The following is a 17,051-nucleotide window of genomic DNA, read 5'->3' as shown; positions in this document are numbered from 1 at the left end:
TAATTTTCTAAACTGTGGGTATTAAAGCCCGACTCTATTTTTATATTCTTTGCTCAGCCAGGTTGCTGATTTAAGGCCTAAAACGTTATTTTCACCATCAGCAATTTGCGCTGTTCTGGCATCCCGGAAAAGTTTTTCTACTGGGTATTCTTTGGTTAAGCCATTGCCACCAAGAAGCTGAATAGCTTCACTGGTAACTTCTACGCAGGTGTCGGTAACAAAGGTTTTACTGGTAGCTGATGCTAATAAATGTGGTCCGTTTGGGCCATAATTATAGGCAAATGCACGTAATGCCAACGCTCGACATGCTTCAACTTTTTGTTGCATTTTAAATAAGCGAGCGCGTACGGTTTGATGATTGATAAGCTCTGTGCCGCCTTGTTTGCGTTCATGTACATAAGCCAGGGCATGCTCGTATGCTGCTCGAGCAACACCGGTAAAAGAAATTCCCATTTCCATATTGCCAAAGGTCAATGCGCCAAAGAAACTAGGAAATGCTTCATTTTGACCCGCTACTATGTAACTCAATGGAATTCTTACTTCATCAAAGAATACTTCCCCTTGACATAAGGCTCGCATGCCCATTTTATCGAGAGGTTTGCCTTTAGATACGCCGGGTAAATCAAATGGTACTAGTGCCGCGACATAATTATGGCTGCCGTCTTCTTTATATAAACCATCGCCATAATCACATTGACAGTAAAGTAGGGCACATTCTGCAATAGGGGTAGCAGACACCCAAGCGGCTGATTGGCCGGTGATCACCAATTCTTCACCATCAATACGGGCATGCAAGTTACCACGGTGTTGTTTGGTATCAGGATGACCTTCGGTAAAATCCATATCGACCACTTCTGAACCGCGGTCAGGTTGTGTTGCTACCCAGCAGCCACGAAGTTTACCAAACCGTTCAATTAATTCGGGCTTACCAGTATTGTATGCGGCAAAAGCTGGAAATTTTAATACCATTGAGGTTAGTGCTAAGCCACAGTCACCCCAAGCTAACTCTTCAAAAATGATAGGGATGATGCGCGATTTTTCTGCATCACTCATACCACCGATAGCTTCTAAATCTAAAAGTCCAGATTCATCCATTTTGGCAATGTAATCCCATAATGGTGAACCTTCGGCTACAACATCTTGTGGATCCATTTTGTCAAGTTTTTCGCCAATAGGGCGCATTACTTCTTCGGCAAAGCGGTGGGTCACATCTTGTATTGCTAACTCTTCTTCACTCAAAACTCCATCTAAGCCTGTTAGGCCAAGTTTTGGTAAAGGTACTTCATCAAAATTAAACATATTCGTTTCCATAAGTTGAATGGGATTTACTTATGCATTGACAGTAATACGTATGCTTTTTTGACAATATCACCCTAAGGGGTGAATTTTGAATTCAGCTCCAAAAACTTGTTTTAAAGTATAAATATCATAATGTTACGTTTGTTGTTTAGTTGTTAGTGCATTGTTAATAATTGTATTTTTAGACAGATAAAAATAAAAAAGTCGACAAGCAATTGCTTGTCGACTCAAGTTAGTCAGTCTCTATTTTTTACAGGGTGTTAAAACCGTTGATAGTATTAAAGGACTATGAAGGTTACTCAACAATCCCCATGCCGGCTAATAAACCTCCATCAATTTGATGAGCCGAACCGTTCATATAACTGGCTTGATCTGATCCTAACCAAGTAACAAAATTGGCAACCTCTTGTGGGGTAGCTCCACGCCCTAAAGGGATCATCGAATTAAATAATTCTTTTTCCTCATTAGCAAAACTTTCCTCAGTCATATCAGTCACAATATAGCCAGGGCAAACAGCAACACAACGAATCCCTTTTCTGCTGTACTCTAAGGCCGTAGATTTCGTTAAACCAACGACACCATGTTTAGCCGCAACGTAAGGTGAAATGGTACTCATACCAACGAGTCCGTCAACTGAAGCTGTATTTATGATAACGCCGCTGCCATTTTCTAACATGGCAGGAATAGCCGCTTTAGTACAAAAGAACACACCATTTAAATTAATATCGATGACTTTTTGCCACATTTCTGTTGTTGTGTCTTCCACTAATGCTCGCTCACCGGCGATACCTGCATTGTTAAAAATTACGTCAAGCTTGCCATATTTTTCAACAGTTTTATCAACCATGTTTTGGCAATCCTGCATATTAGCAACGTTAGTAACAACAACAAGTACTTCACCACCGTTGTCTTTGATTAATTGTGCAGTAGCTTCAATGCCGGCTTGATTAATGTCAGCAAGAGCTACTTTTGCACCCTGGTTGGCAAATTCTAATGCGGTTGCTCTACCAATACCTGCCGATGCGCCAGTTACTATTACTACTTTATTTTCAAATGAGTTCATTTTTTCTCTCTACTTGTTGCTGTCTGTTTTCTATACATTTCAGATTTATAGATAAAGACTACTGCACCATAATTAAAAGGACACTCATCCTTTCGGGTGAAAATTAAAACAAATAAAGCAAAATGTGAGGAACACTTATTGACAAATTTAAATTATGCATTATCTATTTTTCTAGCATATAGTTAATGAGTAATATAACTTGAGTGCATAAAATGAAGATATTAGAACAAAAATTATCTCGCATAGATTTAAACTTGTTGGTGTCGTTAAGTGTGTTGTTAAAAGAGCGCCATGTTGGCAAGTCGGCTGAAACATTGTTTATTACTCAACCAGCAATGAGCAGAACGTTACAAAGGCTTAGAGATTTATTTGACGATCAACTGTTTTACCGAACTTCTGTCGGTATTAGCCCTACAGCGAAAGCGTTAGAACTTGAGCGAATGCTTCCCCATGCGCTCGAAAGTTTAAATAGCATTTTGTCGTCAGAAGAGTTTGACCCGTTAACTTGTGAGCAAAGCTTTTCAATATCGATACCTTCGATATTAAGTCATAACTTAATATTACCGTTATTTAACTTATTACATAAAGAAGCGCCAAGTATTCAATTAATCGAAAGTACGGCAAAATCTAATCCGTTTGATTTACTAGAAGCTGGTACCTTAGATTTTGCGATTCACGTTGCAAAAGACATTCCGCCAAGATTTAACGCCATGTCTATAGGCATAGTAAAGACGGTTATATTTGCACGCAAAGATCATCCATTGACTAACAAAAAACAAGTAACATTAGATGATTGTTTAACCTATGACTTCGTTTCGTTAAATGTTGAAAATAATCAGAGTGCAAAATTTACTGGTCCTGTTGAGATAATGCTAGCTAAAAGAGGGGCAAGCAAAGAGCCTTTATATAAAACCAGCCAATTGCAAATGCTGTTAGAAATTATGGAAAACAGTGATTGTTTATTTGTAGGTCCAAGTCTATTAATAAACAGTCTTGATTTAATTAATCATTTCGTAGCTGTTTATGAATTCAATTTACCAAAAAAAGACATGATCGAATTTTTTTTACTCGAGCATAAACGGTCAGAAAATAGTAAAGCCCATCAGTGGTTTAAAGAAAAACTTTTGAACCAAATAGAGAAGCTTTCTTAATATAAGCTAAATAAACAAATAGTTAATTATGATTATTAATCACTTGCATAATATATATGATTAAAAGTCACTTTGATTATCTGAAATCTAGCTTAAAATTAACTTAGTTAACAAATATATAACCAATTTACAATGATTTTTAAGGAATCGTATATGTCTGAAGTTTCAACTGTTGAAAAAACCAACAAGAGCTTAGGGATGAAGATAATTAGTTTTATCGTTAAAGCTGTAATTTTTATCGTGGTTGTAGGCGCTATTGCTAAAGCACTGTCGTTTTTAGGAGAAATACATGGCAAAGACTTACCAGAAAGTTATTTTTCTGACGGATACCCAACTATTTTAGGGTTACTTGATTCTGAAATTTTTATGGGGTTGATCTTTTTTATTACATTATCGGTATTTGCTTATATTGGGTATTTATTATGGGAACTACATGAAGTGGCTGTACATAAAGCTGAAGCGAACGCATCGCCGCAATTGCAGTTAGTGTTTGCATTATCACTTTGTGGTTTATTTATTCATAAGGCGTGGTGGGTATTAGCGATAATTATTGCGTTCACCAGTTGGTCTCATATCGGTGACTGGTTATCAAATATTATTCATAAAGATAATCGCTCAGCAGAAGATAATAAGGAAAATAAATAATGAAAGAAATAATGCTCCCTTACATTCTTATTATGTGGATTCTGGTAAAGCTTGGTGTCATTGAATGGACATTAAAGAATGCTGTTAGAATTGTCGGTTTAGGCGGGTTCATATGCTTTATGTTATTTACCGCGCATCGTTTTTGGTCTCCTGCAGACTTAACCGACAGTTCAACCGTAAAAGCTCCACACGCTGTTTTGAGCCCATTAGTTGGTGAACAAATTAAAGACATTTACGTCACCCATAATCAAATACTAAAAAAAGGTGATTTAATCTATACCCTTGTAGATACCGAGTCTTCATCTATTATGCAAGGTATTCAGGCTGAGATTGAGCAGCAAGAAGAAGTTATTGCTCAAAGTAAACGTGATATTCAGCGTAGTGTTGAAGCACCAGGTGTTTTCGCTGAGCGTCAGATTGAAACCGTAAAATCTAATTTAAAAGGGGCTATTTCAGCAAAGGCTAAGCTTGAAGCAGATCTAGAAAAAGCTCGTTTTGATCAATCAAGAAAAGAGATCCGTGCTCCTTTTGATGGCCAAATGTCTATCACTAACATTGCGGCGGGTTCACGTATAGGTAATATGCATATTTATGATACCAGTAAAAAGTTTGTAGAAATGCGCATACCTGATCAATCTTATCGCTACATCAAAATAGGCCAGTTTGCCGAGTTTTATGTTAATGCTTATCCGGGGGAAATTTTTAGAGGTAGGGTACACAGTATTACCGCAGGAACAGGCGAAGCGATGATCTCATCTCGTGGTGTTGACCAACAAGTACGTCAACATGTTGGTCAAAACATGAGCGCTCATGGTCGTACCGTGGTAATCGAGTTTATCCAACCTGAGGGCTATAATGTGCCAATTGGTGCAACAGGCTCTGCGTGGATTTCAGCAAGTAAACCTTTACCAATATTGGGTTTTATGGATATTGTCGGCGCTGCTACGGTTAGGCTTAAAGCCTATAAAGCCTATCTTAACGCTATGTAGTTAATTAAATATAATATCGAACTATAAGATAAACGTTTTGCGCTTTTTGTCTTATAGTTCTTTTTTTGCTTATCGCTCTTCATTTGTACTTTTAATTCTTAGGCTCTGGGTGAATTATGCGCTTGATGCATAATTATTATACTCATATAGCATTGGCTATTAACCCTTCTAATTATTAAAATATCCTCACTTTATTAACGAACTCGGTATTAAACTTGTCATCAGGCTTAATGCTTATTAATAAAGTATTTTTTAACATAATAAAGTTTTGGCAATATCAGAAGTAGTGCTTTGATATTGCTTTTTTTTATTAGTTATATTGAGTCAACGTATTTGTTTAATGGACTGTAATTAAAAGGTTTTATTTGATTTTATTGACGATTCACCCATAAGGGTGGTTAACAAAAATGGTTTTATCGTTAAACTGTTTTCCACTTTATTCATAGGATATATAGCATGAAGAAATTATTAGCGAGCAGTTCCAGTGGTGGTCTTACTTTTATGCATTCGGTTATTGAACAGTATTCATTAGATGTTGATGCAATCCTTAAATCTTGTGGAATTAATAGCAACGAACTTAACAATATTTATAAGCGCATTCCTGAGCAGCGATGCTCTGACTATATTAATTTAATGATAAAAGAAACATCTCCTGTCGTTGCGATTAAAGCCTGTGAACATTTGAATCCAGCAATTTTTAATAGCTTTGGCACCGGATTATTGTTTAGTTCGTCATTAAGGGATTTTTGCCTGCGTTACAGCACTGGTTTTGCATTTATAACTAGCCTAATTGATGTTGATTTCATTGAAGATGAATCACAAAGCTACCTAACCATTAAAGAAACCGTTGATCTTAACAGCGTAAATTCAAATTTTTATTCTGATGTTTTTTCTGCATTAACCATCAAGTTACTTAAATTATCAATTGGACCAAATTTTAAAGCTAAAAAAATATGCTTAACCTGGACTCCGAAAGAAGACATTCTTCAGGATTACATTGATTATTTTGATTGCGAGATTGAATTTTCTGCTAATAAGACCATGGTTCTTTTTGATAATGCAGAGCTCGATATTGAATTTCCATGGGCAAATGAAGAGTTGGCTGAAAAATCAGATAAAATGGTGTTTGAATTTTTACAACGTAGTTATGATTTTGACCTTACCTCTAAAGTAACGACAATAGTTACAGAGCTATTAGCACAAGGTAAATGTAATAAACTCAATGTCGCAAAAATTTGTGGTATGTCCGAAAGTACACTGCAAAATAAGCTCAATAATGAAGATACTAATTTTCAGGAAATTGTTGATAACTTGCGAAAGAAATCGGCGGTACAACTGATAAGGGATAACAGCACAAATCTGGAGCAAATTTCGTTTAAATTGGGCTATTACAGCTATAGTAATTTTTCACGGGCGTTTAAGGCTTGGTTTGGTTTAACGCCATTGGAATATAAAAATTCGCAAATCGATTCTTATGCTTTAGCGGGGTAGATATTCTTAGAAACGAGAAACGACGATTCTTACTCCTTCCTGAACCAGTTTCAGGATCCAGATTAACTTTAGATCCGGAAACAAGTTCAGCAAATGATAGGGTCTTTGGAAATGGTAGGGGGTTAACATCAACTAGAAATGCTCTTCGTCTCTCGTTTCTAACAATCTCGTTTCTTAAATGATAAAGCCAGCATTCGCTGGAACGCAGGCTTTATAGTTTCAGGATCTTGCTCTTCGCTTCTAGCGTTCTCGTTTCTTAAATTAGTCTTAAGCCGCTTTTTCATCCTTATTCGGCTCTTGGTTAGCCAAGTGTTTTTCTTTATTGGCAACCAGGTCAATAGAATCAAAATCATCAACGTTAATTACATCTTTGCGTTGCTGTTCAGTTAGCGTTAAAAATTCAGCTTCATCTTTGCTGATTAATGAATCAATCAGGGCTGTTTCAGCTAATTTATCTAAGTTGATAATGGCGTGGCGCTTACCTGTTGCTTTATTGATTTTATCTACAATTGCTTCCGCTTTAATGATGTTTTCAAGCGTTAACTCTAATTTTCCTAATAAACTTCCATCGGTTTTATTTAAATACTGGCCTTGGCCTAAACGTGTACGGGCAGCATTAGGTTGTTGCAGTATCTGTGATACTTTGTGATCCAACACATCACTTGGTTTTTTCAGCGATGGACCAAATGGCATAACCAATAATTTAAATACTTTACCAATAAAGCGGTTAGGGAAGTTCTCGCTTAACTCTTTAATTGCTAATTCACATTTATACAAGCTATCTTCTATTGCCCACATCATTAGGGCTTGATCTTCTTTCTGACGACCTTCATCGTTAAAACGCTTCAACGTAGCAGATGCCAGATATAAGTAACTCAACACATCACCTAAACGCGCTGACATACGCTCACGACGCTTTAAATCGCCGCCAAGAACAGCCATAGATAAATCAGACAATAGCGCTAAATTTGAGCTGAAACGAGTCATAATCTGGTAGTAGCGATGCGTTTTATCTTTATACGGCGCACCAACTAAATGAGCACCGGATAATGAGAACCAAATTGAACGAACCATGTTTGATATAGTAAAGCCCATATGGCCGAATAGCGCCTGGTCGAAATCTTGACTTGCTTGCTCAAAATCAGGGTTAGCCGCAGCTTCAAGCTCTGCTAATACAAAAGGGTGACAACGAATAGCACCTTGCCCGTAAATGATCATATTACGCGTTAATATATTTGCCCCTTCTACAGTGATAGCTATTGGTGCGCCTTGATAACCGCGTGCTACGTAGTTATTAGGCCCCATACACACGCCTTTACCGCCATGGATATCCATAGAGTCGATAACGCAATCACGCATTTTTTCAGTTAGATGGTACTTACATATGGCTGATACAACCGATGGTTTTTCACCTAAATCAACAGCGCCAGTACTCATTGTAGTTACTGCATCCATTAAATAGGCATTGCCGCCAATACGGGCTAGGGCTTCTTCAACACCTTCCATTTTACCTATTGGCATTTTAAATTGGCGACGAATGTGGCTATAGGCACCCGTTGCAAGGGCAAGCGATTTAACGCCACCGGCAGAAGTAGAAGGTAAGGTAATTGCACGGCCAACAGATAAACATTCAACCAACATGCGCCAACCTTGACCAACCATATCTTGACCACCAATGATGAAATCTAGGGGTACAAAAATATTCTCTCCCTGAGTTGGTCCATTTTGAAATGGTACGTTAAGCGGGAAATGACGACGACCGGTAATTACACCTTTAATATCAGTGGGGATCAAAGCACAGGTAATACCTAAATCTTTTTCTTCACCAATAAGCTGGTCAGGATCGTATAATTTAAACGCTAAACCAAGAATTGTCGCAACCGGTGCTAAGGTAATGTAACGTTTATTCCAAGTTAAACGCATACCTAACACTTCTTTGCCGTCAAACTCACCCTTACATATAATGCCAAAATCAGGTATTGCACCAGCGTCTGATCCCGCTTCGGGGCTAGTTAAGGCAAAACATGGGATCTCTTCACCCGTTGCAAGGCGAGGTAGATAATGATCTTGCTGTTCTTTGGTGCCATAGTGCTGTAGTAATTCACCCGGACCCAATGAGTTTGGTACACCAACGGTACTTGATAACACTGCCGATACACTACTAAGTTTTTGTAACACTCGAGATTGCGCGTAAGCACTAAACTCTAATCCGCCATATTGTTTTTTGATGATCATGGCAAAAAATCTATTATCTTTTAAGTATTGCCACACTTGGGGTGATAGGTCGGCCAATTCATGAGTAACTTCCCAGTCATCGCACATACGACAGACTTCCTCTACCGGGCCATCTAAAAAGGCTTGTTCTGCAAGCGTTAACCGGGGCTGAGGAAATTTATGCAGCTTTTGCCAGTCGGGATCGCCTTTAAATAGCTCAGCTTCATACCAGGTAGTACCTGCATTTAATGCTTCTTTTTCAGTTGAAGACATTTCCGGCATAATTTTTTGGAAAGCTTTAAGTAGTTTTTCACTGATTAAGCTTTGTCGTAAACTTTTAATATTGAATATTGCTGCAATAGCAATAAATACGATCCAGCTAAATCCACCGACTAAGTTAAACATGCTACCGATAAACATTAATAATGCGTACGACGTGGTGAATACACTAAGTGAGGCTCTGGTATAGGCTAAATAACCCGTGATTAAAATAAATGCTGATAAACCGATTAATACTTCCACAATAACTCCCCAATAACTCTATAATAAGAGGTCTGACCACTACTTTTATTTAAGCATAATTACATTTTGTTGCAAGATCAAATAATTTATTAACGTTAGTATGACTATTAGTATAATTAACTCTGCAAATTGAGCTAATTTTTACTGAAGTTTTTGTTAAATTTTTACTGAAAATAATGTTAATTAATCGTTATACTAGAAAATAAGTTTTACAAGAATTGATAAGGCCTTTACATGTGCGAATTATTGGCAATGAGTGCCAACGTACCAACAGATATTTGTTTTAGCTTTGCTGGCTTAATGCAACGAGGCGGTAATACCGGACCACATAAAGATGGTTGGGGTATTACTTTTTATGAAGGCAAGGGCTGTCGTACTTTTAAAGACCCTAAACCAAGCTTTGATTCTGAAATTGCTAAACTGGTTACTAACTACCCGATAAAAAGTTTAGCGGTAATTTGTCATATAAGACAAGCCAATGCCGGACCGGTAAGCTTAGAAAATACCCATCCTTTTACCCGCGAGTTATGGGGACGAAACTTTACTTATGCGCACAATGGTCAACTAGCCAACCATAAAAAAATACTGAAAACTCATAAACTATTGCCTATCGGTATCACCGATAGTGAGCAAGCGTTTGTGTGGATATTAGAACAATTACGGATTAAATTTGGTGATAACAGGCCTGCTTCTGAAGCTCTTTATAATTATTTAGCAAGTTTATGCGAGCTTATTGATGCTTTAGGGGTATTTAATTTAATTTTAAGTGATGGTGAGTTCATTTTCGCTTATTGCTCAAATAACTTACACTGGATCACCCGACGTGCGCCATTTGGCCCAGCGCAGTTAATTGATACCGATGTTGCTATTGATTTTAAAAAAGAGACCACAGAAAACGATGTGGTTACCGTTATTGCCACTCAACCTCTCACCGCTGATGAAACATGGTCTAAACTGCAAGCAGGTGATTGGTTAGCTTTTGAATATGGTGAAATAGCCTATCAAGGCAATAGGCTAGGGTAATCGGTTGGTATTAGACGTTAGTTATTGTGCTTTGTCAGTTTCAGTAGAGTCGGCTTTATTTATGTGTTGCTCTACCGATACCAGCTCTGCTTGAAATTGCTGAAAACTACTTTCAATTTGATGTAATTTAACCATTAAATAATTTAATTTTGGCGCAAACCAAGCATAAGTCACTTGTTTGGTATTTGGTTTTTTACGTTTTAATTTTATTGCATCAATAACCCCGAATGGCAACATTAATTCTTCTTTGCCAATATATTCATAATTATATGTACTAATACCACCTGACGTACTTAATGCCTCGAAATGAAAGTTTTTAACGCCGTTAATAAGGTTTAATCGCGACTGCAAGTGATAACTTAACTTACTTTGCAAACCATCTACCCATTCGCCTTTCATCGGCTTGTTCTTTTTTTTCAGGTTGTAAGCAGTTTTATTGTCGTGATCAAATTGCCAATGATAATATTTGTCTTTGCCAGTACCTTCTCTATCAGATTGATAGGTAAGCGGGATCACTTTGCCATCAACAATTTTGTTGGTGGTTATTTCTCTTCTATGATCAGAAAAAATTAGCCATTCAATATCGGTTTTATAATTAAAATCAAAACTGCCATCAGGAAGGTTTTTCAAGGTGCGCTCAGCTTTGCCGACAATGTCGCCATCATGGACAATATTATACTTTGCGGTAAAATCAGGAATGCTATTAACGGGCTGCGCTGCAACGGTAGATATGGAAAAACAGGCTAGGCCTAAGCCATATAAAAGAGGAGATAATAACTTACTGTTCATATTAACCCTTTGTTTCTAAAAATAATGTAGTAGAAAAACATTAGAGTGATGAGACAGTAAGTTAGTTCAATTAAGTTTAATAATTAGTGTTACTCATCACTGGCATAACCATTTTCTGGTAATGCTTGATTATCAAGTTTGGCACATTCTTCGCTCATTGTTAAGCGCTGTTCACAGAACCATTTAACCACTAATGGGTAAATGCGATGTTCTTGTTCATGCACTCTGGCTGCAAGATCATCAGCATTGTCACCGGCAAATACCGGCACTTTGGCTTGTAAAATAACCGGGCCACCATCAAGCTCTTCAGTAACAAAATGAACACTAACGCCATGCTCTTTATCACCGGCATCTATAGCCCGCTGATGGGTATTTAAACCTTGATACTTAGGTAATAAAGAAGGGTGGATGTTTAACAAGCGACCTTGAAAGTGTTGTACAAATTCTGCCGTTAAAATACGCATAAAACCAGCAAGGATAACAAGATCAGGTTCAAATGCATCAATCTCTTTTAACAACTGAATATCGTAAGCATCACGAGTATCGAATTCTTTATGAGAAAGTACACAGGTTGCAATGTCAGCGTTTTCAGCACGGGTTAAACCAAATACATCAGCTTTGTTAGATAACACCCCAACAACGTTGCCGTTAATATATTGGTTTTTGCAGGCATTTATTATTGCCTGCAAATTAGTACCACTTCCCGAGATCAGAACAACAATTCTTTTCTCGGTTAAGTTTGCAGATGGCATATTAGTTAATTACCACTTGTTCTTCATTGTCATCAGCTGCTTGAATTTCACCTAAGTGCCAGGCATTTTCGCCATGCGCTTTAAGAATTTCGAGGCTTTGTTCAACTTTATCTGCTGGCACAACAATCATCAGACCAACACCACAATTAAATGTACGGTACATTTCGTGGGTCGTAATGTTACCTTTTTCTTGTAACCAGTTGAAAATTTCAGGCCATTGCCAGCTGTTACCGTTTACCACAGCTTTGGTGTTAGCTGGCAATACTCGTGGAATGTTTTCCCAGAAGCCACCACCAGTAATGTGTGAAAGAGCATTAGCTTTAACTTCTTTCAACATGGCTAAAGTAGATTTAACATAAATCTTAGTCGGCTCTAATAAATGGTCGGCGATTGAACGCTCACCCAGCATTTCGCTAGTGTCGGTATTATTTACTTCTAATACTTTACGTATTAATGAGAAACCATTTGAATGAGGGCCAGAAGAGGCAAGGGCAATAAGTTGATCGCCTGCAGCAACATTTTCACCAGTGATTAATTCTGATTTTTCTGCAACACCTGTACAGAAACCCGCGATGTCGTAATCGCCTTCGTGGTACATGCCAGGCATTTCAGCGGTTTCACCACCAACTAAGGCACAACCAGATTGCACACAGCCTTCAGCAATACCGGCAACTACATCTGCTGCAACTTGTACGTCAAGTTTTGCCGTAGCGTAGTAATCCAGGAAGTATAAAGGCTCTGCACCTAAAACCAGCAAATCGTTTACACACATAGCAACTAAATCAATACCTACAGTGTCATGCTTCTTTAAATCGATAGCTAAGCGCAGTTTAGTACCTACACCGTCGGTGCCAGAAATTAATACTGGCTCTTTATAGCCCGCAGGAATTTGACATACTGCACCAAAACCACCTAAACCACCCATAACTTCTGGGCGAGTCGTTCTCTTAACCGCAGATTTGATTTTTTCAACTAATGCATTACCTGCGTCAATATCAACACCTGCGTCTTTATAGCTTAACGATTGTTTTTGCTCGCTCACTTGGAACCCTTAAAATGTTATTTATACCAATATTGGCAAATTACTTATAAAAATTGCGCATATTCTACCAGTGCTGGCGCCGATATAAAATCTTTGTGAGAAAATATTTTTTTTCTTGGCTAAATTCTTAATCTATATGATAATATTTGCCCATGAAAAGAATAAATTTATCTCCTATTAAAGCTATCAGCACTTTTTTATTGTTTGCTGTAATGGCATTTCCTGCGTTTACTGTAGAAGTAAACGATTTATATCAAGCACACGTGTTAGTTGATAGTACGTCTTCGGGTAAGAAAAAAGCGGCTAAAAAAGCATTTAAACAAGTACTCGTTAAGCTGGCTGGGGCAGAATTTGTTAAAACAAATAAACAAATAAAAAGTGCTTTGCTTAAGCCGAACAATTATTTAAGCCAGTTCAGTTATAATCAAGTAGAAAATGAAACGTTTTTATTAGCCAGTTTTGAGCAAGAAAAAATAAATCAGCTACTGCAAAAAGCCAATGCCAGTGTTTGGGGCAAATATCGTCCACTTATAACCGTATGGATGGTTGATGAGAATGGTATTGATCGTAATGTTGTTGATGATTCAACATTCGAATTAAAAACACAGGTAACCGCCACTGCAAACAATCGTGGGTTACCAGTTAATTTTCCTTTAATGGACTTAACCGATGCGATGAATATTTCTGTTAGTGATGTTTGGGGACGTTTTCCTGACACATTACAACAAGCATCCAGTCGCTATTTAGCCGAAGCGGTTGTGGTTATTCGAGTATCCAACAGTACGTTAATTGAAGAGCCGGACATTACGACTTGTGGACGTATCTGTAAAAAGTGGCAATACTCAGTTGACTGGCAATACATGAGTCAGGGTGAAGTCATACAGGGTAAAGTAAACGGCGATGATAAAAATAAAGCTATCGATTTAGCGGTTAATGATTTAGCTGAGCATTTACACAAAAACAATGCTTATGTATTTAATACTGAACAGCAAGGGCAATTGGATATTGAGATTGCCAATGTTAATTCAATGCAGGCCTTTGTCTCAGTCAGTGAATTTTTAACGAGTTTAACCTTAGTTTCAGATGTTAAACTGATCAGCGTGTTTGGCGAGAAAATGCTATTTAGACTCAACATTTTAGCTAACGCTGAGGCAATAAAACAAACCTTGAAACTTGAACAAAAACTAAGTGAAAGCCACGATCCGTTAGGGGTCATTAATGAAGATGATACGATTAGTTTTATGTGGAAGGGTTAATGTCGAATACTGAGCAGTTACCTTTAGCCGTTCATCTACCTGATGATGAAACTTTTGACAGCTTTTATGCTGTTAACAGTGGTGCCGTTATTGGTCAGCTAAAAGCCTTTATTCAAACGCCTGTAACCACGACCAATGGTTTTTACTTATTTGGTCAAGAAGGTGTAGGGAAATCTCATTTATTGCATGCCAGTTGTGCTTTTGCCGCTGAAATGGGCTTAACCTCTTTATGCTTATCATTTTCAGAAATCAAACAACTATCAGTTGAGGTGTTAGCCAATCTTGAGAATTTTGACTTGATTTGTTTGGATGATTTACACCTTATTGCGGGTGATGAACATTGGCAACAAGGTATTTTTGATTTATATAACCGAGTAATAGAAAATAATAAAAAGTTAATCATTGCCGGTAACAATAGTGCCAACAGCTTACTTATTACCTTACCCGATCTTGTTTCACGTATTACCTGGGGTTTTACTGAACAGCTAAAACCATTAGCCGATGTAGACAAGATACAAGCTATGCAACTTCGCTCGAAATTGCGAGGCATTGAAATGAATGAAGAAACAGCCAAGTTTCTATTAAATCGTTTGTCTCGAAATATGAATGATTTGGTAGAATGTTTGGATGTACTCGATAAAGCTTCTATTAAAGCACAACGTAAAATCACTATTCCTTTTATTAAAGAAACATTGTTTTAAAGATTACTAGCCAACTCAACCTGGTGGATATAAGCTTGATATTTGTGACGAATGTTACGCACGTAATTTACCGGTTCATTTCCACGAACATAACCGTAGCGTGCTTTCGAAGAGTATTGATGTTTAGATAATAACAACATTGCCCGCTCGACATTGTCAAACCACACATCATCACGCCAGCCTTTTTGCCGAGCTAAACGGATGGCATCACTGACATGGCCAACGCCGGCATTGTAAGAAGCCAATGAAAACCAAATGAGTTGATCTTGACGCACGTCCATCGCTTTCATTCTTTCTTGTACCCAGTGCATATACTTAACTCCCGCATGAATACCATTTTCGGGATTGGTCATGTTTGATATTTTTAACTCTTTTGCTGTTCTGGGCATAACTTGAAATAAACCTAATGCCCCAGCATAAGATTTAGCATTTGGATTAAAGCGGCTTTCCTGGTGCATTTGAGCGATCAATAAACTGCTGTCAAAACCGTACTGTTTGGCATATTTCTTTACTACATCATCATAAGGCGATAATGCCCCCCCAGTTTTTTGTGAGGTAAAGTCTTGATGATGCTTATCAATGAGCTTTTGATTTTCAAAGTATTTGTTATGAATTACGTTATAAAAAAGGCCGCGATAGGTACGTTTAATGTAGGTGTTTACTTTGCTCAATAATGCATTACTACCAGCTTGTATTACCCAGCTTTGGCCTTTTTCTTTACCTATATTAATACTGGCATTTATGTCGGTTCGTAAACTTAGCACTAAATCTACAAGGTGATTATCGGCAATGGTAATATCATATTCGCCGGTGGCTACGGCTTCAATGATGCGCTCGGTATCATAAGTTTCTAGCGCCGCGGTAAGCACAATTTCAGGCATTAAGGCTTGTAAATCTTTAACGGTATACCAGTAAGAACTGGATTTTCTAACGGTAATATTTCGATATTTTAAATCTTCAAGGCTATCAATTAAGGGATCGTTCGCGCCAATAACTAATTGCTCTGTGGCGTAATGATAAGGGCGAGAAAAGCTTAACCCTTGATTGATTCGTCGTTGAGTTGGGGTATAAAATCCCAGAGCAATGTCGGCTTTGCCTGTTTTGATGTATTCAAACATCGCCTCATTATCTGGGGCAACTAAAATTTCATAGCGTAAATGGTGCGCTCTGGCAAAATCTTTAGCAAGCTCATAATGAAAGCCCATCAATTCACCTTTCCATAAATAATATGAAGAGATGTTATTGCGCATTACAAATTTAATGGTACGGCGTTCATTAATAATGTCCCATTCATCTTTAATAGGAATACTTTTATCAATGGTTATTTGTTGTTGAACTAAAAAGTTATTTAACGCGGTTTTTAATAATTTAGAATGCTTGTTTACTGCCCAAGCCATTTCCTTGGCGCTGTTGGCTTGCAGACTTAATTTTATATCTTGGCGATACTCTAAAGTGGAATCAATAATGTTTGAATCGACAATGGTTAAGTCATATTCACCAATCGCCACTTTATCAAAAATTTCATCATGGCTAAGGTGTTTGGGGATTTCGATGATCTCAAGGTTTTTATAAACTTTGGCTAACCCAATTGCGGTGAACGCATAGGAGGTGCCAGGTTGTACCGCAACTTTACGATTGTCTAAATCTTTTGCATTGGCTAAACCTTTGGCATTACTTGCCATAATTAAATATTCAGTGGTTTCAACAATTGGCAGAGTAAAATCAATTTGTCTTTTTCGCATAGTGTTTATGGTGAGGTTAGACGCTATTATGTCTCCTTCACCTTTGACTAATGCCGGAATTAAGTCGGCGAAGTCATCTTTATATACGTATTCAATGCTGAGGTTATTGTCTTGAGCAAATTTTTCTAAATAGTCTTTATCTAAACGAGGAGGAGAGCCAGCTCTTGGCAAATAATTATCTTGGCCTGACCAAGTTAACACTTTTAGGATCTTACTTGCTTCAATCTCACTAAGATCTCTATTACTAGCTTCAACCATGTTGGCGAAACATAAGAAATATAATAAGGAAAAAACTAAATAAAGGTGTTGTTTAGTCAAAAGTAAGCCTAATTTAAATTTTATTATTAATAAAACTTTAGCATAATTAACGAA

The 17,051-nt window shown here is 37.6% G+C and carries 14 protein-coding genes; 7 read left to right on the top strand and 7 right to left on the bottom strand.

The window, feature by feature from the left end; translation table 11 throughout:
• Positions 1–21 precede the first annotated feature (21 nt).
• Positions 22–1,299, bottom strand: coding sequence for an acyl-CoA dehydrogenase family protein (locus tag RI844_RS05040; protein WP_348397354.1), 1,278 nt, complete (start codon positions 1,297–1,299; stop codon positions 22–24).
• Between the two features lie 295 nt (positions 1,300–1,594).
• Positions 1,595–2,362, bottom strand: coding sequence for an SDR family NAD(P)-dependent oxidoreductase (locus RI844_RS05035; protein WP_348397353.1), 768 nt, complete (start codon positions 2,360–2,362; stop codon positions 1,595–1,597).
• Positions 2,363–2,574: 212 nt separating this feature from the next.
• Between RI844_RS05035 and RI844_RS05030 the strand changes: the two genes are divergently transcribed.
• From RI844_RS05030 to RI844_RS05015, 4 genes are all read left to right on the top strand, one after another.
• Positions 2,575–3,513 carry a LysR family transcriptional regulator gene (locus tag RI844_RS05030; protein WP_348397352.1) on the top strand — a complete coding sequence of 313 codons (939 nt, stop codon included), beginning with the start codon at positions 2,575–2,577 and terminating at the stop codon, positions 3,511–3,513.
• A 153-nt stretch (positions 3,514–3,666) separates the two neighbouring features.
• Positions 3,667–4,158 (top strand): magnesium transporter, encoded by a 492-nt coding sequence (locus RI844_RS05025; RefSeq protein ID WP_348397351.1) that lies wholly within the window; start codon positions 3,667–3,669, stop codon positions 4,156–4,158.
• A complete protein-coding gene (locus RI844_RS05020) occupies positions 4,158–5,147 on the top strand; it encodes an efflux RND transporter periplasmic adaptor subunit (protein WP_348397350.1) in 990 nt (329 codons plus the stop codon). Before RI844_RS05025 ends, RI844_RS05020 begins: the two co-directional genes overlap by 1 nt.
• Before the next feature lie 456 nt (positions 5,148–5,603).
• On the top strand, positions 5,604–6,638 hold the full coding sequence (locus tag RI844_RS05015) for an AraC family transcriptional regulator (RefSeq protein WP_348397349.1): 1,035 nt from the start codon (positions 5,604–5,606) through the stop codon (positions 6,636–6,638).
• Positions 6,639–6,905: 267 nt separating this feature from the next.
• On the opposite strand, the gene fadE is transcribed toward RI844_RS05015, so the two are convergent.
• Complete coding sequence (gene fadE, locus RI844_RS05010; RefSeq protein WP_348397348.1) at positions 6,906–9,374, bottom strand: acyl-CoA dehydrogenase FadE; 2,469 nt, start codon at positions 9,372–9,374, stop codon at positions 6,906–6,908.
• Between the two features lie 234 nt (positions 9,375–9,608).
• Here fadE and RI844_RS05005 point away from each other — a divergent pair, with 234 nt between their 5' ends.
• Entirely contained in the window at positions 9,609–10,397 is a 789-nt protein-coding gene (locus RI844_RS05005) for a class II glutamine amidotransferase (RefSeq protein WP_348397347.1), read from the top strand.
• Positions 10,398–10,418: 21 nt separating this feature from the next.
• On the opposite strand, the gene RI844_RS05000 is transcribed toward RI844_RS05005, so the two are convergent.
• The 3 genes from RI844_RS05000 to purM form a co-directional block, all read right to left on the bottom strand.
• A complete protein-coding gene (locus tag RI844_RS05000) occupies positions 10,419–11,186 on the bottom strand; it encodes a DUF3108 domain-containing protein (RefSeq protein WP_348397346.1) in 768 nt (255 codons plus the stop codon).
• A gap of 89 nt (positions 11,187–11,275) precedes the next feature.
• Positions 11,276–11,938 (bottom strand): phosphoribosylglycinamide formyltransferase, encoded by a 663-nt coding sequence (gene purN, locus RI844_RS04995; RefSeq protein WP_348397345.1) that lies wholly within the window; start codon positions 11,936–11,938, stop codon positions 11,276–11,278.
• 1 nt (position 11,939) lies between these two features.
• Positions 11,940–12,980, bottom strand: coding sequence for a phosphoribosylformylglycinamidine cyclo-ligase (purM, locus tag RI844_RS04990; protein WP_348397344.1), 1,041 nt, complete (start codon positions 12,978–12,980; stop codon positions 11,940–11,942).
• Between the two features lie 152 nt (positions 12,981–13,132).
• Here purM and RI844_RS04985 point away from each other — a divergent pair, with 152 nt between their 5' ends.
• Positions 13,133–14,236 carry a DUF2066 domain-containing protein gene (locus RI844_RS04985; RefSeq protein ID WP_348397343.1) on the top strand — a complete coding sequence of 368 codons (1,104 nt, stop codon included), beginning with the start codon at positions 13,133–13,135 and terminating at the stop codon, positions 14,234–14,236.
• Positions 14,236–14,937 carry a DnaA regulatory inactivator Hda gene (gene hda / locus RI844_RS04980; RefSeq protein WP_348397342.1) on the top strand — a complete coding sequence of 234 codons (702 nt, stop codon included), beginning with the start codon at positions 14,236–14,238 and terminating at the stop codon, positions 14,935–14,937. Before RI844_RS04985 ends, hda begins: the two co-directional genes overlap by 1 nt.
• Here the strand turns inward: hda and RI844_RS04975 are convergent.
• A complete protein-coding gene (locus RI844_RS04975; protein ID WP_348397341.1) occupies positions 14,934–16,997 on the bottom strand; it encodes an MltF family protein in 2,064 nt (687 codons plus the stop codon). The genes hda and RI844_RS04975 overlap by 4 nt on opposite strands.
• Positions 16,998–17,051 lie beyond the last annotated feature (54 nt).

This window comes from Thalassotalea fonticola (assembly GCF_032911225.1).
Lineage (GTDB): Bacteria > Pseudomonadota > Gammaproteobacteria > Enterobacterales > Alteromonadaceae > Thalassotalea_A > Thalassotalea_A fonticola.
Note: the sequence above shows the minus strand (reverse complement) of the source record. Positions and strands in the feature narration are given on the sequence as shown.